The 23,136-nt window shown below is 63.0% G+C and carries 17 protein-coding genes and 1 pseudogene; 7 read left to right on the forward strand and 11 right to left on the reverse strand.

Translation table 11 applies throughout. The annotated features are described in order from the left end of the window. Nucleotides 1-76: 76 nt before the first annotated feature. On the reverse strand, nucleotides 77-1,351 hold the full coding sequence (locus JQ629_RS04790) for an ATP-grasp domain-containing protein (RefSeq protein WP_212411536.1): 1,275 nt from the start codon (nucleotides 1,349-1,351) through the stop codon (nucleotides 77-79). Nucleotides 1,352-1,541: 190 nt separating this feature from the next. Between JQ629_RS04790 and JQ629_RS04795 the strand changes: the two genes are divergently transcribed. Next, nucleotides 1,542-2,780: an MFS transporter gene (locus JQ629_RS04795; RefSeq protein WP_212411537.1), complete on the forward strand. Its 1,239-nt coding sequence runs from the start codon at nucleotides 1,542-1,544 to the stop codon at nucleotides 2,778-2,780. A 79-nt stretch (nucleotides 2,781-2,859) separates the two neighbouring features. Then, nucleotides 2,860-4,602: an N-acyl-D-amino-acid deacylase family protein gene (locus JQ629_RS04800; RefSeq protein WP_212411538.1), complete on the forward strand. Its 1,743-nt coding sequence runs from the start codon at nucleotides 2,860-2,862 to the stop codon at nucleotides 4,600-4,602. Between the two features lie 89 nt (nucleotides 4,603-4,691). On the opposite strand, the gene JQ629_RS04805 is transcribed toward JQ629_RS04800, so the two are convergent. After that, the gene (locus tag JQ629_RS04805) at nucleotides 4,692-4,883 is read right to left on the reverse strand and encodes a hypothetical protein (protein WP_212411539.1); all 192 of its coding nucleotides are present in this window, start codon (nucleotides 4,881-4,883) and stop codon (nucleotides 4,692-4,694) included. Nucleotides 4,884-5,081: 198 nt separating this feature from the next. Then, nucleotides 5,082-6,374 carry an enoyl ACP reductase FabMG family protein gene (locus tag JQ629_RS04810; protein WP_212411540.1) on the reverse strand — a complete coding sequence of 431 codons (1,293 nt, stop codon included), beginning with the start codon at nucleotides 6,372-6,374 and terminating at the stop codon, nucleotides 5,082-5,084. 178 nt (nucleotides 6,375-6,552) lie between these two features. Here JQ629_RS04810 and JQ629_RS04815 point away from each other — a divergent pair, with 178 nt between their 5' ends. Further along, on the forward strand, nucleotides 6,553-7,125 hold the full coding sequence (locus tag JQ629_RS04815) for an outer membrane protein (RefSeq protein ID WP_212411541.1): 573 nt from the start codon (nucleotides 6,553-6,555) through the stop codon (nucleotides 7,123-7,125). 38 nt (nucleotides 7,126-7,163) lie between these two features. Here JQ629_RS04815 and JQ629_RS04820 read toward each other — a convergent pair whose 3' ends face one another. The 5 genes from JQ629_RS04820 to JQ629_RS04840 all read right to left on the reverse strand — a co-directional run bounded on the left by JQ629_RS04820 (nucleotide 7,164) and on the right by JQ629_RS04840 (nucleotide 11,654). Next, nucleotides 7,164-8,204: an N-acetylmuramoyl-L-alanine amidase family protein gene (locus JQ629_RS04820; RefSeq protein ID WP_249134824.1), complete on the reverse strand. Its 1,041-nt coding sequence runs from the start codon at nucleotides 8,202-8,204 to the stop codon at nucleotides 7,164-7,166. Between the two features lie 112 nt (nucleotides 8,205-8,316). Further along, nucleotides 8,317-9,426, reverse strand: a complete 1,110-nt coding sequence (locus JQ629_RS04825; protein ID WP_212411542.1) for a hypothetical protein — start codon at nucleotides 9,424-9,426, stop codon at nucleotides 8,317-8,319. A gap of 19 nt (nucleotides 9,427-9,445) precedes the next feature. After that, on the reverse strand, nucleotides 9,446-10,105 hold the full coding sequence (locus JQ629_RS04830; protein WP_212411543.1) for a glutathione S-transferase family protein: 660 nt from the start codon (nucleotides 10,103-10,105) through the stop codon (nucleotides 9,446-9,448). A 4-nt stretch (nucleotides 10,106-10,109) separates the two neighbouring features. Further along, complete coding sequence (locus tag JQ629_RS04835; protein WP_212267323.1) at nucleotides 10,110-11,381, reverse strand: MFS transporter; 1,272 nt, start codon at nucleotides 11,379-11,381, stop codon at nucleotides 10,110-10,112. 135 nt (nucleotides 11,382-11,516) lie between these two features. Beyond that, nucleotides 11,517-11,654, reverse strand: a complete 138-nt coding sequence (locus JQ629_RS04840; protein WP_212411545.1) for a hypothetical protein — start codon at nucleotides 11,652-11,654, stop codon at nucleotides 11,517-11,519. Between the two features lie 41 nt (nucleotides 11,655-11,695). Here JQ629_RS04840 and JQ629_RS04845 point away from each other — a divergent pair, with 41 nt between their 5' ends. The 4 genes and pseudogenes from JQ629_RS04845 to JQ629_RS04860 all read left to right on the forward strand — a co-directional run bounded on the left by JQ629_RS04845 (nucleotide 11,696) and on the right by JQ629_RS04860 (nucleotide 16,512). After that, nucleotides 11,696-12,370 (forward strand): ABC transporter ATP-binding protein, encoded by a 675-nt coding sequence (locus JQ629_RS04845; protein WP_212390805.1) that lies wholly within the window; start codon nucleotides 11,696-11,698, stop codon nucleotides 12,368-12,370. Then, on the forward strand, nucleotides 12,367-14,829 hold the full coding sequence (locus JQ629_RS04850) for an ABC transporter permease (protein ID WP_212411547.1): 2,463 nt from the start codon (nucleotides 12,367-12,369) through the stop codon (nucleotides 14,827-14,829). Before JQ629_RS04845 ends, JQ629_RS04850 begins: the two co-directional genes overlap by 4 nt. Next, entirely contained in the window at nucleotides 14,819-15,904 is a 1,086-nt protein-coding gene (locus tag JQ629_RS04855) for a lipocalin-like domain-containing protein (RefSeq protein ID WP_212411549.1), read from the forward strand. The genes JQ629_RS04850 and JQ629_RS04855 overlap by 11 nt, the downstream gene beginning before the upstream one ends. 217 nt (nucleotides 15,905-16,121) lie before the next feature. Further along, a pseudogene (locus JQ629_RS04860) lies at nucleotides 16,122-16,512 on the forward strand (MAPEG family protein). Nucleotides 16,513-16,675: 163 nt separating this feature from the next. Here the strand turns inward: JQ629_RS04860 and JQ629_RS04865 are convergent. The 3 genes from JQ629_RS04865 to JQ629_RS04875 form a co-directional block, all read right to left on the reverse strand. Beyond that, nucleotides 16,676-17,866 carry an ABC transporter substrate-binding protein gene (locus JQ629_RS04865; RefSeq protein ID WP_212411552.1) on the reverse strand — a complete coding sequence of 397 codons (1,191 nt, stop codon included), beginning with the start codon at nucleotides 17,864-17,866 and terminating at the stop codon, nucleotides 16,676-16,678. A gap of 256 nt (nucleotides 17,867-18,122) precedes the next feature. Further along, nucleotides 18,123-21,278: an efflux RND transporter permease subunit gene (locus tag JQ629_RS04870; protein ID WP_212411554.1), complete on the reverse strand. Its 3,156-nt coding sequence runs from the start codon at nucleotides 21,276-21,278 to the stop codon at nucleotides 18,123-18,125. Continuing rightward, the gene (locus JQ629_RS04875) at nucleotides 21,275-22,498 is read right to left on the reverse strand and encodes an efflux RND transporter periplasmic adaptor subunit (protein WP_212411556.1); all 1,224 of its coding nucleotides are present in this window, start codon (nucleotides 22,496-22,498) and stop codon (nucleotides 21,275-21,277) included. Before JQ629_RS04875 ends, JQ629_RS04870 begins: the two co-directional genes overlap by 4 nt. Nucleotides 22,499-23,136 lie beyond the last annotated feature (638 nt).

Below are 23,136 nucleotides of genomic sequence, written 5' to 3' on the forward strand. Positions count from 1 at the left end.
AAGGCCGGGAAACATACGCCGCGGCCGTTGTGAAACGGCAAGCGGGTAGAGACCTTTCAACAACAAGCATCGGCCGCTATGGGTCCCGGCCTTCGCCGGGACGACGTGAGAATCCCTCGCTCTCGATCTTCCGGATACTCCCGACATCGAGCAGATGCGCGCCAAAACCGCCGCGCGCCAGTTTGATCGCCGACGACGGCGAGGCCAGCAGAAATGCTGCGGTGATCGCCAGCGGCACCGCGCTGAACCAGTCCAGCCGCACCGGCGTGAGTTCTTCGTGGCTGCCGGCATAGGGTCCGCTGGCGGTAAACACCCGGCCGCATTCCCGGATAATATCGCCCCGCGTGCCGCCGCGCGATGCGCAACCGAGCAGCGCCTGCATCGCGAGATGCGTGAGCACGCCCTCGCGGCTCTCCGGCAACGGCTCCGGCGTCTCGCCTTGCGAGACACGCAGCAGCAACCCAACGAGGTCGATACCGGCGCGGTAGGCGTTGACCGGCTCGACCAGCCGCGGGTTGCAATCGATCAGGAGCGGCGCCGTACCATCGTCGGGCATGATAAAATCGACCGACAACGCACCATGCCAGCCGAGTTGCCCGCCGATCGTCTCGAGATAGGCGCGCACTATCGGCCGGCCCACGCTTTGCTTGATCGACTCGCCGCCACCGACGCCGGCAGCGACTTGCCGATAGGCATGAAAGCCGACCAGCCGTCCCCGGCAAAACACCGACTGCGCCTTCTCGGTGGTGCCCGTGATGAGGTCCTGCGCCAGCACCTCGCCCGCGAACGCATCGCCGGCGTCGAGATCACACAGTGCTATTTCCAGATCATCCGTATTGCGCACGAACCAGACGCCGCGGCTTGCGGTGCCGATCGAGGTCTTGACCACGGCTGGAAAACCGATGGCGTCGCGCAGCGCGCGTGCAGATTTCACGATCCGCGTCGGCGGCTGCGGCAGCTTCCACTGATCGAGCAGCCGGCTGAATCCGGCCTTGCTGTGCGCGGTGCGATAGCTCTCGAATGAAGGCAGCGCAACACCGGTACGGCCTTCCAATCGCGCGCGCATCCGCGCAAACAGAAAACCCTGCTCATGCGTCGGCAGCAGCACATCGAAACGTTCGCGCGCCAGCAATTGTTCGACAAACGCCAGAAATCCGGCGGGGTCCGTGCGCAGGCCCGGGCAGCGGTGAAATTTGCGGACGAAGCGTGAGAACCGCGCCAGGCAATGGGCGGAGGGATCGCAAACCTCGACATGATGGCCCGACAGGCCCAGTATCGTGATGGCCTCGCGGGCTGAGGTACTGGAACCTTCTGACACCAGCACCCGGAGCGGCTTCGCCGGATCGATCATGCCGGATCATTGCCGCGCCAGCCGACTTTGTCCCTGAACTTATTGACGCATTTGGCCCCTTCCGCTCCCTGCGCCGGGGCAGCCATGCAGCGGTATTCATGGACAAATAACCGCTAACCACTATTTTCGGCGGACATTTTAGAAGCCAGCCTTTGCCGGGCCGTAGATCGAGACGGGGTTTGACGCTGATATGGTCGATGTTCTGACCGCACCGCAACACGTGAAAGCGGACAGTTCTCTGCGCACGCTGGCGGGGATTTCGGTGGCCCATTGGGTCAGCCATTTCCATATCTTCGTGTTGCCGATGCTGTTTCCTTATCTGAAGGCGCAGCTCGGCGTCGGCTATATCGAGCTCGGCTTCGCCCTGACCGTGTTCGGGCTCGTATCCGGCCTGACCCAGGCGCCGATCGGTTATCTCGCTGACCATATCGGCGCCCGCAAGGTGTTGCTGATCGGCCTTTGTGTCGGTGGTCTCGCGCTGATCATGCTCGGCATGAACCTGAGCTACACCTCGCTGATCCTCTGCGCCGCACTGCTTGGTCTCGCCAACAGTGTCTATCACCCCTGCGACTACGCCATCCTCTCGGCGCATATGGATGTAAGGCGGATGGGCCGCGCCTTTTCGATCCATACGTTTGCGGGCTTCCTCGGCGGCGCGGTGGCGCCTGCGATCATGGCGGCACTGGTGGCGTGGCTTGGCGGCCTCGGCGCACTGATCGTGGCCGGCGCCGTCGGCCCTGTGGTGGCGCTGCTGTTGATCGTCGTCGGCATTCCCGATGCGAGCTCGGCCGACCGCAAAGTGGATGGCGCGACACCCGAGAGACAAAGCGTCATCACGCCGGCGATCATCATGCTGACGTTCTTCTTCATGCTGCTTGGTCTCTCCAACGCCGGCATCAGCAATTTCGGCGTGGTCGCGCTGATGAGCGGCTATGGCGTGACATTCTCGGCCGCCAATATCGCGCTGACGGCGTTTCTCGGCGCCAGTGCGGCGGGCGTGCTGGCGGGCGGTTATCTCGCCGACCGCACCACGCGCCACGGTCAGGTCGCCGCCGCCTGCTTTGGCATCAATGCGCTCATCATGCTGGTGATCGCGACGACCACCCTGCCGTCGGTGGTGCTGACCGCGGCGATGGGCATCGCCGGGTTCCTCGGCGGCGTGATCGCGCCCTCGCGCGACATGCTGGTGCGCAATGCCGCCCCTCCGGGTGCGGCCGGCCGCGCCTTCGGCATCGTCTCCACCGGATTCAACTTCAGCGGCATTTTGAGCCCGCTATTGTTCGGCTGGATCATGGACCAGCACCTGCCGCATTGGGTGTTCGGTGCCTCCGTCGCCTTCATGGTCCTGACGGTCCTGCTCGCATTGATCACCGACCGCAAACCGAAAACGCGGTCCGAGAGCCCGGTCACAAGCGTGGTGCATTCCTGAACCTCATTCCCGGCCGTTGACTGCATCAGGGGATATCCGATGATGCAGTCAACAAAACTTCAACCCGGGATGAATCGCCATGACCAGTTCCCATGACCTCGTGATCCGCGGCGGCAACATTGCCGATGGCAACGGCGGCGACCTCTATGAAGCCGATATCGCCATCTCGGGCGGCCGCATCACCGAGGTCGGCAAGGTTTCGGGGAAAGGCAAGGAAGAGATCGACGCCCGGGGCAAACTGGTCACACCCGGTTTCGTCGACGTCCACACCCATTATGACGGCCAGGTCACCTGGAGCCAGGAGATTACGCCGTCGTCGCAGAACGGCGTCACCACAGCGATCATGGGCAATTGCGGCGTCGGCTTCGCGCCGTGCCGGCCGAGCGACCATGTCCGCCTGATCCAACTGATGGAAGGCGTCGAGGATATTCCGGAGCCGGTGTTGAGCGCCGGCATTCCCTGGGCCTGGGAAAGCTTTCCGGATTACATGGAATGGCTGTCGAAAAGGAATTTCGACATGGATGTCGGCGCGCAACTGCCGCACGCGGCCTTGCGGGTCTATGTGATGGGTGACCGCGGCGCGCGCCGCGATCCTTCCACGCCTGACGACAACAAGGCGATGGCGGTGCTCGCCGCCGATGCCGTGCGCGCGGGCGCGCTCGGCTTCTCGACCTCGCGCACCCTCAACCACCGCACCTCGACCGGCGACTACACGCCGACCTTGAAGGCCGGCGAGGACGAGCTGACCGCGATTGCCGCCGCGATGCACGGCCAGGGCCGCAGCGTGCTGCAGTTCGTGCTCGATCTCTCCACCCTCAACGAAGACCTGCCGATGATGCTGCGGGTGGCCGAGAACACCAAAATCCCGGTGACGTTCTCGATCACGCAGAACGATAAAGAGCCGCAGCGCTGGCGCAAGACGCTGGACATGATCAGCGCAGCATCTGCGCGCGGCCTCGACATCACCGCGCAGATCCCTGCCCGTCCGGTCGGATTGATGCTCGGACTCGAATTGTCGCGCAACCCGTTCCAGACTCATCCGAGCTACAAGGCGATCGCCCACCTGCCGCTGGAAGAACGCTTGAAGCGCCTGCATCAGCCCGAGATGCGCAAGGCGATCCTGAGCGAGCATGCGACCGCGACCGACGATCCGCTGTTCTTCCGCCCGAACTACGACAAGATGTACCTGCTCGGCAATCCGCCGGATTACGAACAGCCGCCCGAAAACACGCTGGGTGCGCAGGCTCGCCGCCAGGGCCGGCAGCCGGAAGAACTTGCCTACGACGCGATGCTCACCGACCACGGCCGTGGCATGCTCTATGTGCCGTTCCTCAATTATTCTGACGGCAATCTCGATGCGACCCGCGAGATGCTGCGCGATCCGCATTCGGTGCCGGGCCTTTCCGACGGCGGCGCGCATTGCGGCATCATCTGTGACGCCAGCTTCCCGACTTATCTGCTGACGCACTGGACCCGTGACCGCACCCGCGGCGAAAAGCTCTCGATCCCGTTCGTGGTCGCGGCCCAGTCGCGCAAGACCGCGCTCTCGGTCGGCCTCTACGATCGCGGCGTGATCGGACCTGGCTTCAAGGCCGACGTCAACGTGATCGACTACGACAAGCTGCATCTGCATCCGCCGAAGGTGCATTACGATCTGCCGGTCGGCGGCCGCCGGCTGATGCAGCAGGTCGACGGCTATGACGCCACCATCGTCTCCGGCGTGGTGACGCAGCGCGGCGGCAAGGCCACCGGCGCACGCCCCGGCAAACTGGTGCGCGGCGCGCAGGGTATCCAGCCGAAGTTTGGCGCGGCGGCGAGCTGACGCAGGTTCGGCTTAGCCGCAATCGAGGTCGATCGCGTTACCGCGCTTCGACACCCAACGCCGCAATGGCTCATGCCGATCGTCGCAGATCAGGCGCCACCAAACTTGGACGGATCATTGTAGCTCGGGGTCTGGTCCATGAGCACGGGCGGAAAGCGTGGGTCCACCGGCTGGACGGGACGGACAATGACCTGTCGTGGCTTGGCGTGATGCACCTTCTTTGCGGCGCTGGCAGAAGCACTAAAGGCGATCAAAACACCTAGGGCCAACACAAAACGCATCGCAAATATCCTTTAATCAGCCACCCCGTTTGATCAGCTACCCCGCTTCCCATGTGTAGGGCAGAACGCAGCGCCGCAATCTGTGACGGCATCAGGATCGCTCAAATCGGGGTGATCACAAGGCACAGGCGCACGCCCGGGCAAACCGCTGCGCGGGGGCGCAGGGGTGTCACAACCGAAGTTTGGCGCCGCGGCGCGTCAGGCCTTGGTCGCAGCCTCAGTCACGAACTGATGACCGACCCACCATACGGATTGGCGGGGATTCAATGCCTCATGCAGCATGGCGTATCCGCAGGCCTTGAACACGATTTCGCTCAGCGCCGCCGTGAGAAGCTTGCGGCCGTCCTTGTGCATGTCGATAATTGCTTTCGACGTGGCGTGCATCAATTCCATCTGCTCGGGGCCATTGTGCTGCGGCCATTGTTCGAACTTGGTCCAGCGCTGAATAATGTCTGACCGGAAATAATTGTCGGTGAGCTCGATCAGTGCCTCAAGGCTGTGTTCGGGTTTCAGCAGGTCGGCACACTCGGCCAGAAGCTTCCTGGTGACCGGATGATCGGGCGCCTCTTTCTTGAAGGCGGCGAGCAGCGGATAGAGCGCCACTTCAACACCCAGAAAGATCGAGCTTGAATTGGTCAGGATCTCCGGCGCATTGAAGACACTCGCTTTCACGCCCTGCTCGGTCGCGCGCCGCGCAATATTTTCGAGTTCGATTTTCGCAAAACCCTGCAGGTAGGGTGAGTAGCTCTGCCAGTGATACTCGCCGGCAATAAGGATCTCGGTGCCATGATAGCCGTAGGCCACGTAAGAAACCTGACCGCCGTTCTTGGCGACGCTGTCGCGCAGCCCGGCACTCAGTTCGATCAGATCCGAAAGGCTATTCGCACTCACATCCATAAAGCTCATTTCGCAGAGCCGGCCGAGGTCGCCTTCCCAAAACTCCTTGGAAGAGGTCGCGGTGCCTTTGAAGACCCGGTTCATGACAGGCATCATGATCTTCGCGCGCGGAACGCCGCCGGCCATGGTGTGAGCGATCAGGACCTTGGCGCCATCGGGAATTTGCTTTTGCAACTCGACCAGATATTGCTGCACGCGCACGCGAAAATTTTCGCGGCCGGCTTTGCGCGACTCTTCCACCTGCGCAAGATCAACCGTGGCCTTGTCCCACTCGCTGAGTTTTAAACCCTTGAGCTGGTCGCATGGGCTGAGACCCTTGCTCGATTTTGCCAGATCGAATCCGCATTCCAGGGGAACGTTGACCAGCGGCTGGTCTTTCTCGGCCAACTCTTCCGCTGTCAAAGGCCGCAACTGCTCATTTTCATCGCGGCGTCCGACCGTGCCATAAATGACAGTCATCCCGGCTTTTTTGGCTTCATCGATCAGGCCGTTGACGTAACCCCGGGCAAAGACCTCGCCGAAAATGACCAAAACGTCGTTTTTGCCGTAGCCTGAAACGGGGTTGACCTGACGAAGCGGCTCGAACTTTTGCACGCGGATATCCTTGGCTGGAGAGGTTCTTCGAATACTAACAAATTGACCGGTACCAAGTACATCGGTTCCATCCCGAACCCAAGTATGAACCCAAGTATCGATAGGCTATCGATACGCGCCGCGCTGGCGTTCCCCATGGCTGGAGGGTATGATTTGGGGAAGCTTGGCGATGGTACGGATGTCGATTTTTGCAGGCAGATTAGGTCTCGCGCTCGTCTTGGCGGCGCTCTGTCTGGGCGGGCGGACGGCCCACGCCCAGGCCGCCCCTGTGCCCTATTGGAGCCCGGGCTGGCCCATCGGCTTTGGTGGGACCCTGCCCTCCGACCAGGATTCCCCGACGCGCTACAATTTCCAGAACGGCATGTTCGTCAGCGGCACCAGCAGCCCCGCGGGTTTGAACTGGAACGGCATCAACCAGGCTGGAGCGTTCGGCAATTTCGGCTCGCTCCGTTACGAGGGTATGCAGACCGGCTACAATTTCGGAAGCGCGGGCGGCCTGCCCGTTTCGCTCTATGCCGGCTTCGAAACCTTGAAATATGATAGCGGCATCGGCGGCCCGTTCGCGCCGTTCGACAAGAAGTCCGGCACACTACCGGGCTATCGCGCGAATGCCGGCATCGAATTTCAGCCGGCGCCGAATCTCAGCCTGTCACTCGGGTTCGGCTACACCCAGCGATCGGGGAGTGTTGCCGTCGACAGCGAAATCAATTCGCTGCCCGGCGCTTCGATTATCCCCAGCGCTCCCCGCTGACTTTGACGCAGGGCTTTTCGGGCCGACCGTCGCCGCCATCAGAGCGGACCGAGGATACCCCATCGATGATCGCAATATTCCTTGATGGCCGCGGCGACACCGCTGCTGATGATGTCCCGGCGTTCGGCTGAGTCCATCTGGAGCTCTTCGTCCCGGTTGATGATCGAGCCCGCCTCCAGCAGCACGGCAGCCATCCTGGTCTTTTTCAGCACGATGAGCTTGTCATAGCTGTAGACACCGGTTTCCTTGTTCAGCAGCGGATGCTGGTAGCGGCCCATGATGGGCTGCGAATATTGCTCGGCATATTTCAGGCCCTGGGCCTTCATTTCCTTCGCCAGCAGTTCGGCGATCGAGAGGCTCGCCTTGTATTCCGGGTTGTTGCTGGAGACGAACACGGAATAGCCGCTGAAGCGGTCGCTGAAACGGCTTTTCCTGCCGCCGAATTCCCAGTCCTCGAGAAATTTCTTGGGCACGGAGTCATGGTGGATCGACAGGAACAGATTCGCGGGCAGATTGTTCGCCGCGGCGACGCGCTTGACCAGACTGGCCCTCGCCTTGCCTTCGGTCAGCAGCAACTTCGTCTCGGTAAAGCCTTCGGCCTTCAGCTTCTCTTCGATCCGCTGCGTCAGCCGCAGATTGTAGACGAACTCGGAAACGTTGCGGGCGCTGATCGCGCCTTCCGATTGGGCGGTATGCCCCACATCCAGAACGATCCGGAACTTTGACGGTTCGCAGGTTGTTGCGACCGTCTTCGAAACCGACGGCTTGGCCGCCGCCTTTGGGGCAACAGCCTTCGCCGTGCGGTGCTTGGGCGCGACGGCAGGCTTCGCTACCCTGGCTGGCTTTGAAGCGGCCGGCTTTGGCGCGGCGGCGCGCTTTGGCGATGGACTCTGCTTTGGCGCCTGACGCTTTGGCGATTGCGCCTGCTTTGACGTGCCCTTGAAGACGTCCGACAGCCAACCGGCATGGCTGACCTCGACCGGCAGAAGCAGCAAGGCGACCATCGCGGCGGCGATGGTGCGGCGGCGGGGCCAACCGCCAAAGCCTGACTGGTCGAATGTTTTCCTTACCGACGGCAATCCCCACTCTCCCCCAGAGTGACCTTCTATGCGCGCTTCATGACCGCATCGGACAGCATCGGCCGGGAGTATGAACCATGAGTTACCGGTTGCAAGGTTCCACCGGCCGGCTTCAAACCTTTTGCCCCGCCTTGATCTCCTTGAACCTGGCAAGCGCCTGTTCGAACTTGGCATTGAACAGCCACATCGCATCGAGGATTTCGCGCATGGTTGCAGACGTCCGCGCCCTGTCGGCCTGTCCAAAGGTGAAAACGCTGTTGTTCCGCAGGAATCTCATGATGACAGGATCGGAAATCCGGTAGTTGAGTAAATTGCCCGACTTGAGCGCGGATTTGGTCGGCGCGGGAATAATCTGGATCAGCTCGAACAGCTTCATCTGATCGATCGGATCCGGCAGCGTTTTCACGATTGCCGGCACCTGCGGAAAAACTTCCGCATGCGCGTTCATCAGGGCATCCCGCACCGAGGTCCAGTGGTTGAACCGGTGATCCATATTGCCGGCCCGCGCCCCCTCCTTGTCGTCGCGCTGGATCAGCGCAGGATCGAAAGCTGCGATCGACGGTTTTATCGCCGTCCACTTCCTGCGGCCGTTCAGATCTTCCGATGTGCCCGTTTGCAGGCTGCCCTTGTATTTGTTCGAGCGCGCATTACCGATGGTTTGATTGCCATTGGTCTCGGCAAAGAACAGCCCGAGGCTGATCCGGCCCGCCGCCTCGGCATTGACAGCATCGAGGCCTTTGGCGCGCGCGATCGCAGTTCCCAGATCGACGACGTCCTTGAACGGGGTATCTGATTTTTGCGCGTTGGCGGGCGGCGCCTGCATCACATCGAATAGCTTCCGGTACTCGTCTAGCAGCGGCTCGGTAGCCACGTTGAAATAGGCCGGCGGGATTTCGTATTTGTTGGGCCCACCGATTTTGGACGGCAGCGCGTCGGTGAGATCCTTGTAGGCGCTCAGCATTTTGTTGCGCGCCAGATAGAGCGCCTGTCCCGGCAGGTTCGGCAGCGGTTGCTTCGCATTGATCTGCGCGCGCCGCTGTACGAGGATCGCCTCGAAGTTCTTTACCGCATCATTGTACGCATTGAGCGCGTCCGATTGTGCCTTCGTGAGCGTACCCTGCGCCAGCGCGGTGCCTGTGAAACCGATGGCCATCGGCAGCGCGCACAACAGCGCGAGCGCAAGCGCTGCCATGGACGCGCCGCCAAAAATTCTGATCCCCATGGCCGTCTCCCAACGACCGCTATGCCGGCCGGTTCATCATCAACCGCAGATCCGATCCCAACGGCATCAGCTCATAAGGCGGCTTCCAGCCCGGCAGCGCCGCAAGGCGCCGGCGCCAGGCATCCAGCGCGGGATAATCCGCCGCGATGTCGAAGCCGGTCTCCTCCGGCGGATAATAGACATACCCGGCCAGCGAGAAATCCACGATGGTCGGGCGGTCGCCCAGCATGAAGGCGCGATCGGCGAGGTGTTTGTCGGCGATTGCAAAACTCGACTCGGTCCGCGCGCGCAGGAACGAAAGGATCGCCGGATGCACCGGCTCCGGCATGAACGATCTCTGAAACCGGTGCATCGCATGGTTGTTGGTGAATTTGTGATTATCGAACATGATCCAGCGCAAGGCCTCGTATCGCTCGTCGGCGGCGGGCGCGAAATGACCGGTGGTTTCCGCAAGCCAGACCAGGATCGCCCCCGATTGCGACATGAACTGCCCATCGACTTCGAGCACGGGCACCTCGCCCATCGCATTGGTGCCGGCGCGCCAGTTCGGATCGCGAGTCGCACCGCCGGCGAAATCGACCCCGACCGGCTCCCAGTCGAGGCCCGCGCAGTTCATGTACAGCGCCAGCTTGTAGGAATTTCCCGAGGCGCCGATGCAATGCAGCTTGTAGCGGGCCATTGGCTCACGCGAACTTCGGTTGTGCGGCCTGGGCCAGCAGCCGCGCCCGCTCGCTATTGGGCCACAGCAGCAGCAGGCCGAGCAGTCCCGACGACACCATCACGACCGCGTTGATGGTGAAGCCGGTCAGATAGCCGTCGAGCGGCGTTGCCGCGTGCTTGATGACGCTACCCATCACCAGCGGCGCGATAATGCCGGCCAGCGTGTAGATCGCGCCGTAGATCGCGATCACGGCGCCGCGCTGCTGCACCGGCGTGAACTCGCCGAGCATCGGCGGACAGACGACATAGATCGAGCCGCTCAACCCGGTACCGACCACGAGCAGTGCAACCATCATCCCGCCCGGCGCGGAATAGGGCATCATCGCGAGAATCAGGCCGCCGATGATCAGCGGCACCGATCCCAGCACGCCGCGCGCGCCGCGGGTGGTAAAGCCCCGCGTCAGCATCACCTGCGAAATCCAGCCTGTGAGCAGCACGATCACCGCGCCGAACACCCAGGGCAGCACCGAAACCCAACCCGCATCCTTTTGCGAGAAGCCGAGCCCCTGCACGATGAAGGGCGTGAACCAGGTGAGGCCGAGCGACAGCGCCCAATACGCCCCGAAGGTCGCGGCACAGCAGCCGATGAAGGTGCGCGAGGTCAGGAGCTGGAAATAGGGAACGCGCGGATCGTTGGCGGCCATCGTTACCGTCTGCACCAGCGGGCCTTCCTTGCCCATGATCAGCCACGCCACCACCCACATCAGGCCGACCACGCCGAGCGCGCCGAACGCATAGTGCCAGCTGTGATTGACGATGATCCAGTTCAGCGCGGGCACCGCGAGGATCACGCCGAAGGCGGAACCCTGCGACAGGATCGCGGTCGGCAGGGTGCGCTTCTCGTCCGGAAACCATTTGTAGATCGCATGCACCGCTACCGCGAACGCCGGGCCCTCGCCGGCGCCGAGAATGATGCGGCAGATCAAGAGCGTGGTGAAGCTGACGGTACCGACCATCGGGAATTGCGCCACCGACCAGATCACCGCCATCGCCAGCAGAACCCAGCGGGTCTGGACGCTATTTACGATGAAGCCGACGACGATCGCCGAGATCGAAAACAGCAGGAAGAACGAGGAGCCGAGTGTGCCGAACTGCTCCGCGTCGAGCTTCAACTCGGTCATGATCGGCACGCCGGCGAGGCCGACCACGATCTTGTCGGCAAAATTGACCAGCATGAACAGAAACAGCAGAAATGTGATTTTCCAGGCGCCCTTGGGCGTCACATGTTCGGTCATGGCTGCTACCCCAAGTTTATCGTTGCCGATTCAGTGACTTCGGTATGCGATGCTAGCCATGGCCTCCCCGGCAAGGCAACTGCGCATTTTGACCGGAAACGTGCCCGGCAACTTTGCGCCGCCTGATGCGCACCGTTACAACCGAATCACGATCCCGTCGCCCCTGATATTGAGGCCGTGATCTGATATCGCGGTCCTGATATGTTGCAGGGCATCACGCCAGGGGAATTTCATGGTCAATTCGATCCATCGCCGCATCGACATTTTGGCCACGCCGGCTTTCCCCACGCGCCGGAAGCTCGCGTGATCAGCGCATGAGCAACGGCGAATCAATCGTGCTCACCGTGAACGGCCTGACCAAGAGCTACCGCGCCGCCGGCGAGGAGGTCGCGGTGCTGCGCGGCGTCAACCTGTCCGTCGCGGCCGGCGAGAGCGTCGCGCTGACCGGCGAATCCGGCAGCGGCAAGAGCACGCTGTTGCACCTAATCGCCGGCCTCGATGCCGCCGATGGCGGCGCGATCAGGCTCGACAACGCGTTGGTCTCCGAACTCTCGGATGCCGGCCGCGCCGAACTGCGCCGCGATCGCCTCGGGCTGGTGTTCCAGCAATTCAACCTGATCCCGAGCCTGACCGTCGAGGACAATCTGGTGTTCCAGTCGCGCATCGCCGGACGCCACGATGATGCCTGGCATCACGAGCTGGTGGAGCGTCTGGGCCTTACGAATCTCCTCAAGCGCTATCCCGAGCAATTGTCCGGCGGTCAGCAGCAGCGGGTCGCGATCGGCCGCGCGCTGGCCACAAAGCCGCTGCTGCTGCTCGCGGACGAGCCAACCGGCAATCTCGATGAAGCCACCGCCGACGAAGTGCTGGCGCTGGCCCGCGATCTCGTGGCGCGCAGCGGCTGCGGCTTCCTGATGGTGACGCACAGCGCGCGGCTCGCCGCCACGCTCGACCGCCAGGTCAATCTGCACGCCGGGGTGATCGCGTGAAACGCGCGCTCTGGACGCTCGCCGTGCTCTTGAGCCATTGGCGGCGGCATCCGATGCAGCTCGCGACCTTGCTGATCGGCCTGATTTCGGCGACCGCGCTATGGAGCGGCGTGCAGGCGCTCAATCAGCAGGCGCGCACCTCCTATGACCGCGCCGCCGCCACATTCGGCGGCACGCGGACCGCGATGCTGGTTGGCCGCGACAGTCCAGCCTTCCCGCAACAACTCTTCGTCGACCTGCGCCGCGCCGGCTGGCCGGTATCGCCGGCGCTCGAAGGCCGCATCCAGATCGGCGGACGCTCGTTCCGCCTGCTCGGCATCGAGCCCGTGACCTTGCCGCGCGAGGTCGGCAGCGCGCCCGGGGTCGAAACCTCCAATCTGCAAGCCTTCATGACGCCGCCCGGGCAAATGCTGGTGGCGCCGGAAACGCTTTCCGATCTCAAGCTCACCGAGGGCGCCACAGCTGTCACCAATGGCGGCGTGACATTGCCGCCGCTGCGCGTGCAGACGCAGCTGGTGCCCGGCGTACTGGTCGTCGACATCGGCATCGCGCAGACGCTCTTGAAGATGCCGGATCAATTGTCCCGCCTGCTGATCGGCAAGGCCAAAGGCAAACACCCCTCGCTGGAAAATGTCGTCGGCGACAAACTGCGTCTGGTTGCACCGGATGCCGAAACCGATCTCGAACGGCTCACCGACAGTTTCCATCTCAACCTCACCGCATTCGGACTGCTGTCGTTCTTCGTCGGCCTGTTCATCGTCAATTCCGCCATCGGTCTTGCCTTCGAGCAGCGCCTGCCCACCTTGCGCACGCTGCGCGCCTGCGGCGTCTCGGCGCGGATGTTGAACAGCGTGATGGTGATCGAACTGGTGTCGCTGGCGCTGCTCGCAGGCCTGATCGGGCTCGTCTGCGGCTATCTGATCGCGGCGACATTGCTGCCCGACGTCGCCGCATCCCTGCGCGGGCTATACGGCGCGCAGATCCCGGGACAGTTGACGCTGAAGGGCGAATGGTGGCTCGCCGGCATCGCCATCAGCATTCTGGGCGCGCTCGCCGCCGCGGCGACCAGCCTGACCAAGGCGCTTCGTTTGCCGCTGCTCGCCACCGCGCAGCCCTATGCGTGGCAACAGGCGCAGCGCCGCTGGCTGATGTTCCAGAGCGCGGTGGCGCTCAGCGTATTCGCCGCTGCCGGCGCGTTCTTGCTGTTCGGCGACTCCCTGGTGTCGGGCTTTGCCGTGCTCGCGGCCCTGCTGCTGGGCGCGGCGCTGATCCTGCCGATGCTGCTGGAAGTCGTGCTCGCGTTCGGCCAGCGGCATGCGCGCGGCCCACTCAGCACCTGGTTCTGGGCCGACAGCCGCCAGCAGCTTTCGGGATTGTCGCTGGCGCTGATGGCGTTGCTGCTCGCGCTCGCGGTCAATGTCGGCGTCGGCACCATGGTCGGCAGCTTCAATCGCACGTTCCTGGTCTGGCTCGACGGAAGGCTGGCGGCGGATGTCTATATCAGCGCGTCCAGCAATGCCCAGGCGACCGAGATCAGGAATTGGCTGCGCGAACGGCCCGAGGTCGAAGCGATCCTGCCCGGCGGCCGCGCCGACACCCAATTGGCAGGGGCGCCGCTCGAAGTGCTGGGCCTGCCCGATCACACCACCTATCGCGACAGCTGGCCGCTATTAGAGTCGGCGCCGAACGCCTGGACCAGACTTCGTCCCGGCACGACCTGCCTCGTCAGCGAACAATTGGCGCGACGCCTGAAGCTTTCGATTGGCGATCGCATCGACATTCCGGCGCCGGGCGGCAACTGGACGCTGGAAATCGTCGGCATCTATGCCGACTACGGCAATCCGAAGAGCCAGATCGCGGTCAACTATGCCGCGCTGACGCGACGTTTTCCGGAGGTCCCGCTGACACGGATGGGTTTGCGCGTCGCACCCGGCCAGATTCCGGCGCTGATCACGGCTTTGCAGGAAAAATTCGGGCTCGACGATCGCAACGTCGCCGATCAGGCGACGATGAAGGCGGAATCGAAACGCATCTTCAACCGCACCTTCTCGGTGACTGCGGCGCTCAACGCCTTCACGCTCGGCGTCGCCGGCATCGCGCTACTCACCAGCCTGCTGACGCTGAGCAATTCGCGGCTGCCGCAGCTGGCCCCGTTATGGGCGATCGGCATTACCAGGCGCAGGCTGGCCGCGATCGAGCTTCTCAAGACGATGTCGGTCGCGTTGATCACGGCGCTGTTCGCGCTGCCGCTGGGCCTCCTGGTGGCATGGTGCCTGCTCGCGATCGTGAACGTAAAGGCCTTTGGCTGGCGGCTGCCGTTCCACGTCTTCCCGGCGCAATTGCTGTGGCTGGTCGGCGTCGCGATGGCGGCGGCCTTTTGTGCGGCAGCGCTTCCGGTCATGCGACTGGCGCGGATGCAGCCGGCCAGCCTGATCAGGATCTTTGCCAATGAGCGGTAGCGGCCTGACGTCCCGCCGCAGCTTTGTGAGCGGTATCCTTCTCGCCTCGTTCAACGGCAAGGCGCTGGCGCAGGGCTTTGCGGGCTTAGGCGAAAGCGCCAGTGGTTATGCCGCCGTCATCCCCGGCCGGGCATTTTCATTTCCCGCCGATCATGGCCCGCATCCGGAATTCCGGATCGAGTGGTGGTACGTGACCGCCAATCTCGCCGATGCCAATGGCACCGCCTATGGCGCGCAGTGGACCTTGTTCCGGCAGGCAACAAAGCCGGGGGCGCAACAGGAAGGCTGGGCCAATCAGCAGCTCTGGATGGGCCATGCCGCGGTGACGCGCGCCGACACCCATCGCACCAGCGAAACCTTTGCCCGCGGGGGCGTCGGCCAGGCCGGCGCTGACGCCCATCCATTTCTCGCCTGGATCGATTCCTGGGAAATGCGCGGGCTTGGCCCCATCGACGCGGCGAACATGGCGCCGCTCGAACTCAAGGCCTCAGGCGCCGATTTCAACTATGCGCTGCGCCTCGACGCCGACCGGCCGCTGGTGCTGCAGGGCGAGGCCGGCTACAGCCGCAAATCGCTGCGCGAACAGGCCTCCTACTACTACAGCCAGCCACACTTCTCGGCGAAAGGCAGCATCACCATCGACGACAAAACTGTCGATGTCACCGGACAGGCCTGGCTCGACCGCGAATGGAGCAGCCAGCCGCTGGCCTCCGACCAGAGCGGCTGGGACTGGCTGTCGCTGCATTTCAAGACCGGCGAAAAGCTGATGCTGTACCGGATGCGCCAGACCGACGGCCAGCATTACGGCTCGGGCAATTGGGTCGCCCGCGACGGCAATACTGAGCCGCTCGCTTCAGCAGATATCAGCTTCACGCCCCAGGCTTACACGGAGATAGCGAACCGCAAGATCCCGACCTCATGGCGCATCGCGATTCCCAAACTCGCTGTCACGATCGACTGTACGCCACTCAACCCGAAGAGCTGGATGGGAACGAATTTTCCGTATTGGGAAGGCCCGATCAGCTTTGGCGGCAGCCATAGCGGATTAGGCTATCTGGAGATGACGGGGTACTAGAGGCAATGACATCGGATTGAGCAGAGTACCCACAGCGTCTCTCGTCATCCTGAGGTGCGCGCTCTTGCGCGCCTCGAAGGATGAGTACGCCCGTGACCCATCCTTCGAGGCTCGCCCAGCGGTGCAAGTGCACCGCAAGGCTCGCACCTCAGGATGACGGCTGAGCTGACTGCCCAACCGTCATGCCTTAAAGCAGTGTTCAAAGGGACTTTCCGCAATGTATCACTTCACCGCTCTCGTCACCTGCCTTGCCATCCTGTTCTACTTCTTCACCTCGATTCAGGTCTCGAAAGCGCGCAGCGCGTTCGGCGTCAAGGTACCGGCCACTTCGGGCCATCCGGATTTCGAGCGCGTGTTTCGCGTGCAGATGAACACACTGGAATGGATGCCGATCTTCCTGCCGTCGCTGTGGCTGTTTGCGGCCTATATCAGCGACCCCTTCGCGGCAGGGCTGGGCCTGGTCTGGATCGCCGGCCGCCTCCTACATGTTCGGCTATTCGCAGGCCGCCGCCAAGCGCGGCCGCGGCTTTGGCATCCAGGCGTTAGCTGCGATCGTGCTCTGGGTCGGCGCGTCGGGCGCGATCGTGTGGCGCATCGTGCAGGGGTGAGTGTCACGCAACTCCCTCCCCACGTCGTCCCGGCGAACGCCGGGACCCATACGCCGTGCAGAAGTTTTAAGGCAAGCTGGCAAACACCTTCTGCAAATAATAGCCGCCGGTGGCTATGGGTCCCGGCTCAAGGCCGGGACGACGGTGCCGAGAGATCGTGCCCTCACTTCGTCAACGGGCAACCCGAATCCTTGGCGCTCGGAAACGCCTTGTCGCCGGGCACCACGGCGAGCTGCTTGTAATAGTCCCACGGCTTCTTCGACTCCGACGGCTTCTTGACCTCGAACAGATAGAGGTCATGCACCATGCGGCCGTTTTCGAGCACCTTGCCTTGCGCGAAGAGATCGTCGACCGGGAGCTCCTTCAGCTTCTTGGCGACGGCCTCGGTATCCTTGGTGCCGGCCGCCTTGACCGCTTTCAAATATTGCAGCGTCGCGGAGTAAGTGCCGGCCTGGATCATGTTCGGCATCCGGCCGGTGCGCTTGAAGAAGCGGTTGGCAAGGTCGCGGCTCCTGTCGTCGCGATCCCAGTAATAGCCTTCGGTCAGCACCAGACCTTGCGCCGCTTCCAGTCCGAGGCCGTGGACTTCGGCGAGCGTCAGCAGCAGGCCGGCGAGCTTCTGGCCGCCCCTGACGATGCCGAATTCGGCCGCCTGCTTGATCGAGTTGGTGGTGTCGAGACCGGCATTGGCGAGCCCGATGATTTTCGCCTTCGAACTTTGCGCCTGCAGCAGGAACGACGAAAAATCCGATGAGTTCAGGGGAATGCGGACCGCGCCCAGCACCTTGCCACCCTTTTCCTTGACGAGGTCGCCGGTGTCTTTTTCCAGCGCATGGCCGAAAGCGTAGTCGGCGGTCAGGAAGAACCAGCTGTCGCCGCCGGATTGCACCAGCGCGCCGCCGGTCCCGACAGCCAGCGCGTGGGTGTCATAGGCCCAATGGAACCCGTAGGGCTGGCAGGCGTCGCCGGTGAGGCGCGAGGTCGCCGCGCCGACGACAATGTCGATCTTCTTCATCTGCTTGGACAGATCATGGATCGCGAGCGCGACCGAGGAAGTCGTCAGCTCCGTGATCATGTCGACGTTCTCGACCTCATACCAGCGCCGCGCGATCGCAGTGCCGAGATCGGGCTTGTTCTGGTGATCCGCGGAGACGATCTCGATCTTGTGGCCGAGCACCTCGCCGCCGAAATCCTCGATCGCCATCTTGGCGGCCTCGAACGACCATTTGCCGCCGTAATCGGCATAGACCCCGGACTGATCGTTCAGGATGCCGATCTTGACGCCCTGCGCCGCCGCCGGTGCGGCGAGCAAAAGGCCGCTCAATGCTACGGCTATCAACAAACCCGCCTTCATAATTCTTGCTCCCAGCAGTTTCCGTTCAGGATAAATTCCGCCCGACAATATTTTATAACCCTGCCGCTGCCCATCTATTTCAGATCGGCCGATGGTATGGGGAGATCCGTCACCCTGAGGTGCGCGCTCTTGCGCGCCTCGAAGGGCGACGGCCCGTCTGTGGCCGATTCATCCTTCGAGACGCGCGCAAGAGCGCGCTCCTCCCGAGCGAACGCAAGTGCGTTCGTCCGGGGATGACGGGGATGGAGTCCGCGACTCAAGCCGCGGCGACATCCTTCGGCTTCTTCGGATCTGCCAGCCCACGAACGATCATGTAGAAGATCGGCGTGAAGATCAGGCCGAACACCGTAACGCCGATCATGCCGAAGAACACCGCAACCCCAACCGCCTGGCGCATTTCCGATCCCGAGCCGGACGAGATCACCAGCGGCAGCACACCGAGGATGAAGGCGAACGACGTCATCAGGATCGGCCGCAGCCGCAACCGGCAGGCTTCGATCACCGCCTCCAGCCGCGGCTTGCCTTCAAGCTCGATGTCGCGCGCGAACTCGACGATCAGGATCGCGTTTTTCGCCGCCAGCCCGACCAGCACCACGAAGCCGATCTGAGTCAGGATGTTGACGTCCTGCCCCATGATCCGCACGCCGATGGTGGCGGCGAGCAGGCACATCGGCACGATCAGGATTACCGCGAACGGCAGGCTCCAGCTGCCATATTGCGCCGCCAGCACCAGGAACACGAACAGCACGCAGATCGGGAACACGTAGAGACCCGCATTGCCGCCGGTGACCTGCTGATAGGACAGGTCGGTCCATTCGTAGGCGAAGCCGCTCGGCAGCGTCTCTTCCGCCAGCTTCTTCATGGTGTCGATGGCGGTCGCCGAACTGGTGCCCGGCAGCGTGTCGCCCTGCAGCTCCGACGCCGGATAGAGATTATAGCGCGCGACGCGGTCCGGCCCTGAGATGTCCTTGAAATCCACGACGCTGCCGAGCATCACCATGTCGCCGGCGGCGTTGCGGGTGCGCAGCCGCGCCAGATCGGAGGTTTCCTTCCGGAACGGCAGATCGGCCTGCGCCGTGACGTGATAGGTGCGGCCGAACAGGTTGAAGTCGTTGACGTAGATCGAGCCGAAATAGGACTGGATGGCCTCGGTGACGCTCGAAATCGGCACGCCGAGTTTCTGCGCCTTGACGCGGTCGATGTCGACGAACACCTGCGGCGTGTTGGCGGTGAACGGCGAAAACACCGAGGTCAGGCCGTGCGCCTTGCGCGCCGCGCCGACCAGCTCGTCGGTCGCAGCGGCAAGCATTTCCGGTCCGCGGCCCTGGCGATCCTGAACGCGCATGGCGAAACCACCGCCGGTGCCGATGCCCGGCACCGCGGGCGGCGGGATCACGATGATGAAGGCGTCTTCGATCGCAGCGAGCCGCTTTCGTAGATCGTTGGTGATGACAGTCGCGGTCAGTCCCTTCTTGATCCGATGTTCCGGGTCCTCGAACACCGGGAACAGGGCCGCGGCATTGCCCGCCTGCGTTCGGGTCGCGCCCGAGAAGCCGGCGAAGGCAGCTACCCTGATGATGCCCGGCGTATCGAGCGCGATCTTTTCGATCTCCCGGACCACTTCGGTGGTACGCGCCAGCGACGCCGCGCCCGGCAATTGCACGGATACGATGATGTAGCCGCGATCCTGCGCCGGAATGAAGCCTTGCGGCGTGGTGTAAAGCAGCCATCCGGCGCTGCCGATCAGCGCGGCATACAGCAGCAGCATGACGGCCGAATGCCGGATCACGAAATTGGCCGCGCTGGCGTAACCATGCGCCAGCCGGTCGAAGGTGCGATTGAACACCCCGGTGAAGGCGTCCCAGCCGCGCCCGATGAAATTCCAACTGGCCGGCGGCTTCTTTTCCGCGTGCGGCACCAGGATCAACGAGGCCAGCGCGGGCGACAGTGTCAGCGAGCAGAAACAGGAGATCGCGGTTGCCACCGCGATGGTGACGGCGAATTGCTGGAAGAACTGCCCGGAAATGCCGCCGAGGAACGCGGTCGGCACGAACACCGCGCACAGTACCAGCGCGATCGAGACCAGGGCTGCACCCACCTCTTCCATCGTCTTCAGCGCCGCGTCGCGCCGGCTCATGCCGTGTTCGAGATGCCGCTCGACGTTTTCGACCACGACGATCGCGTCATCGACCACGATGCCGACCGCGAGCACAAGCCCGAACAAGGTGAGGTTGTTGATCGAGAATCCCAGCGCCGCCATCACGGCGAAAGTGCCGACCAGCGACACCGGGATCGCGATGATGGGAATGATCGCCGGACGCCAGCCCTGCAGGAACACCAGCACCACGATGACGACGAGGATCATCGCCTCGTAGATCGTCTTGATCAGCTCGCTGACGGATTGCGCGATGAACTCGGTCGGATTGTAGCCGATATTGTAGTCGAGGCCCTTGGGAAAGTCGGCCTTCAGCTTCGTCATCGTATCGGAGATGTTCTTGGCGGTGGCGAGCGCATTCGAGCCGGGCCGCTGGGTCACCAGCAGTGCGACGGCCGATTTCCGCAGCAGGAAGCTGTTGGTCGTATAGGACAAGGCCCCCAGTTCGACCCTTGCCACGTCGCGCAATCGCACCGTGCGGCCGTCGGCGCCGGATCTGACGACGATGTCCTCGAATTGCTTGATATCCTTCAGCCGGCCGGTGAAGGTAAGATTGGGCTGGAAAGCCCGGTCGGCGATCGGCGGCTCCGCGATCTGCCCGCCCGTGATCTGCAGGTTTTGCGCACGGATCGCCGCCAGCACTTCGCCGGCGGTCATGCCGAGCGTGGCGATCCGGTCCGGATCGAGCCACAGCCGCATCGAGTAGTCGCGCGCGCCGAACATCTGGATGTCGCCGATGCCGTCGACGCGAAGCAACTGATCGCGCACCTGCAGCAGCGCATAGTTGCTGATATAGAGCTGGTCGAAGCTGTCGTCGGGCGACAGCATGAACACGACCATCAGGATGTCGGGGCTGTTCTTGCGCGTGACGACGCCGTTGCGCTGCACCTCTTCCGGCAACCTCGGCTGGGCGATGGCGACGCGGTTCTGGACCAGCACCTGGGCCTTGTCCAGATCAGTACCGAGCTTGAACGTCACCGTGATCGTCAACTGCCCGCTCGAGGTGGCCTGGCTGTAGAGATACAGCATGTCCTCGACGCCGTTGATCTCCTGCTCGATGGGGGCTGCGACCGTATCGGAGACGGTCTGCGCGGTGGCGCCGGGATATTGCGTGGTGACCACCACGGTCGGCGGCACCACTTGCGGATATTCCGACACCGGCAGCGTGGTGTAGGCGATCGCGCCGATAATCAGCAGCACGATCGACAGCACCATCGCCAGGATGGGCTGATTGATGGAGAGCCGGCCGAGGTTCATTTCTTGTCACCGGCAGGCGCTGGAGTGGGAGCGGGATTCGGCGTGACTTTCGCGCCGACGCGGGCGCGCTGCAGGCCGGCGACGATCACGCGATCTTCGGCCTTGAGGCCTTCGCGGATTACGCGCAGGCCTTCGTCGAGCGGGCCGAGGGTTACCGGCTTCGCCTCGACGGTGTTGTCGTCCTTGACGACGAAAACGATTTTTCGCGATTGATCGGTGGCGATCGCGGTATCCGGCAGCAGCAGCGCTTCATACGGCGCACTGCCGATCAGCCGCACGCGGCCGAACTGCCCGGGCAGGATCGACATGTCCTTGTTCGGAATCACGGCGCGGCTGCGCAACGTACCGGTCGAGACGTCGAGGCGGTTATCGATGAAATCCATCTTGCCGTCATGCGACGGCTTGGTCTCCCCGGTCAGCGTCACCTGCACCGGGTTCGGCGTATCGCGCGAACTCGGCCGCCGGCCCTCAAACCACAGGCGGTTGTTCCTCAAATAGGTCGTCTCGTCGACGTCGAAATAGATGTAGATCGGATCGAGCGAGACGATCGAGGTGAGCAGGGTCGAGGTGCCATCGCTGCCCTGCACCAGATTGCCGGGGGTCACGAGATGACGGCTGACGCGGCCCGCGATCGGCGCCATCACATGGGCGAATTCGATGTTGAGCCTGGCTGCCTTGAGCGCGCCTTCGGCCTGCATCTCGGCCGCACGTGCCGCCTGCAGGGTCTGCCGGCGCTGATCGACGATGGAATCGGAGACCGCCTGGGTCAGGTTCAGGGTCAAGGCGCGATCGAGTTCGCGCTTGGCAAGTTCGCCCTTGGCGCGCGCATCGGAAAGCTGGCCGTCGGCCTGGTCTGCGACCGCTTCAAAGGGGCGGGCATCGATTACATAGAGAAGATCGCCAGCCTTGACGAAGGCGCCGTCGCGGAACTCGACGCTGTTCACGAAGCCGCCTACGCGGGCGCGAACCTGGACTTCCTGGACCGCCTCGAACCGCCCGGTGAATTCGTCCCAATCCGTGACGGTGCGCTTCACCGGCTGCGCGACCGTGACCGGCGGCGCCGCGGCCGCGGCTGGCTGCGGGGGCTTGTCACCACATCCGGACAGCGCCAGCGCGGACACCAGGATCAGCGGCGAGAGGCTGCGAAGCGAAGGGAAGAAGACGTGACGGCCTTCCGGTTGAACCGGACAATCCCGTTTTTCAGTCGCGCTCAATTCCATCTGGTCGATCTCCCCTGGCACTTCCCGACATCTCGATCGATGGAGGCGGCTGCCGCTCCCCGGCGGAGGTCACAGATGTGACTGGTTCCCAGTCTGTTCAAGAAGGCGATGGGATCAAGCACAATCGTTATGCATGGCGGACGATCACGCCTTGCGCCGCCGCGGGTACCGGGCTGGCACGAATGGGTCAAAAGTGCTGGCCTGAAGGAAAATCGCCGGATTGCGCCATCGCGGCCACCGCGCCGAACATGACGAAAACGTGACATCACACAATTGTCGTCGCGGCGTCGCCCAAAGTTCCATTTAGGAGAAGCGGACGACCGGCAGCACCTCCGCGTCAACGTTACGGCCCACGCCCATATGGTTAATAATTCGAGAACGTTGACTCCAGGTTGTGCGCTCGGCTACGATCATGGTTGCTAAAGTCTTAATTTTTATCCGGCCGCATTTATTGAACATTGATTACCCCCTTTTCGTTGCGGCGTAAGTGAGTGAGGCATTTCGGAGTGACGAGCGAGATTTCTGTCGCTGGTAACAGGTCTCCCCGAATTGCGTTTGCAGTCCTCCGTTCATCGGGCGGACCGGGCTGCTGCAACACCGCGCACACCATCCATCAAAACATTCGACGTGCTCACGCA

This window comes from Bradyrhizobium sp. AUGA SZCCT0222 (genome assembly GCF_018130205.1).
GTDB lineage: Bacteria > Pseudomonadota > Alphaproteobacteria > Rhizobiales > Xanthobacteraceae > Bradyrhizobium.

What these genes read in the sequence shown, in the direction of transcription:
- JQ629_RS04790 (WP_212411536.1), bottom strand. Translation starts at nt 1,351, where the DNA reads ATGATCGATCCGGCGAAGCCGCTCCGGGTGCTGGTGTCAGAAGGTTCC.
- JQ629_RS04795 (WP_212411537.1), top strand. Translation starts at nt 1,542, where the DNA reads ATGGTCGATGTTCTGACCGCACCGCAACACGTGAAAGCGGACAGTTCT.
- JQ629_RS04800 (WP_212411538.1), top strand. Translation starts at nt 2,860, where the DNA reads ATGACCAGTTCCCATGACCTCGTGATCCGCGGCGGCAACATTGCCGAT.
- JQ629_RS04805 (WP_212411539.1), bottom strand. Translation starts at nt 4,883, where the DNA reads ATGCGTTTTGTGTTGGCCCTAGGTGTTTTGATCGCCTTTAGTGCTTCT.
- JQ629_RS04815 (WP_212411541.1), top strand. Translation starts at nt 6,553, where the DNA reads ATGTCGATTTTTGCAGGCAGATTAGGTCTCGCGCTCGTCTTGGCGGCG.
- JQ629_RS04825 (WP_212411542.1), bottom strand. Translation starts at nt 9,426, where the DNA reads ATGGGGATCAGAATTTTTGGCGGCGCGTCCATGGCAGCGCTTGCGCTC.
- JQ629_RS04830 (WP_212411543.1), bottom strand. Translation starts at nt 10,105, where the DNA reads ATGGCCCGCTACAAGCTGCATTGCATCGGCGCCTCGGGAAATTCCTAC.
- JQ629_RS04835 (WP_212267323.1), bottom strand. Translation starts at nt 11,381, where the DNA reads ATGACCGAACATGTGACGCCCAAGGGCGCCTGGAAAATCACATTTCTG.
- JQ629_RS04845 (WP_212390805.1), top strand. Translation starts at nt 11,696, where the DNA reads ATGAGCAACGGCGAATCAATCGTGCTCACCGTGAACGGCCTGACCAAG.
- JQ629_RS04855 (WP_212411549.1), top strand. Translation starts at nt 14,819, where the DNA reads ATGAGCGGTAGCGGCCTGACGTCCCGCCGCAGCTTTGTGAGCGGTATC.
- JQ629_RS04865 (WP_212411552.1), bottom strand. Translation starts at nt 17,866, where the DNA reads ATGAAGGCGGGTTTGTTGATAGCCGTAGCATTGAGCGGCCTTTTGCTC.
- JQ629_RS04870 (WP_212411554.1), bottom strand. Translation starts at nt 21,278, where the DNA reads ATGAACCTCGGCCGGCTCTCCATCAATCAGCCCATCCTGGCGATGGTG.
- JQ629_RS04875 (WP_212411556.1), bottom strand. Translation starts at nt 22,498, where the DNA reads ATGGAATTGAGCGCGACTGAAAAACGGGATTGTCCGGTTCAACCGGAA.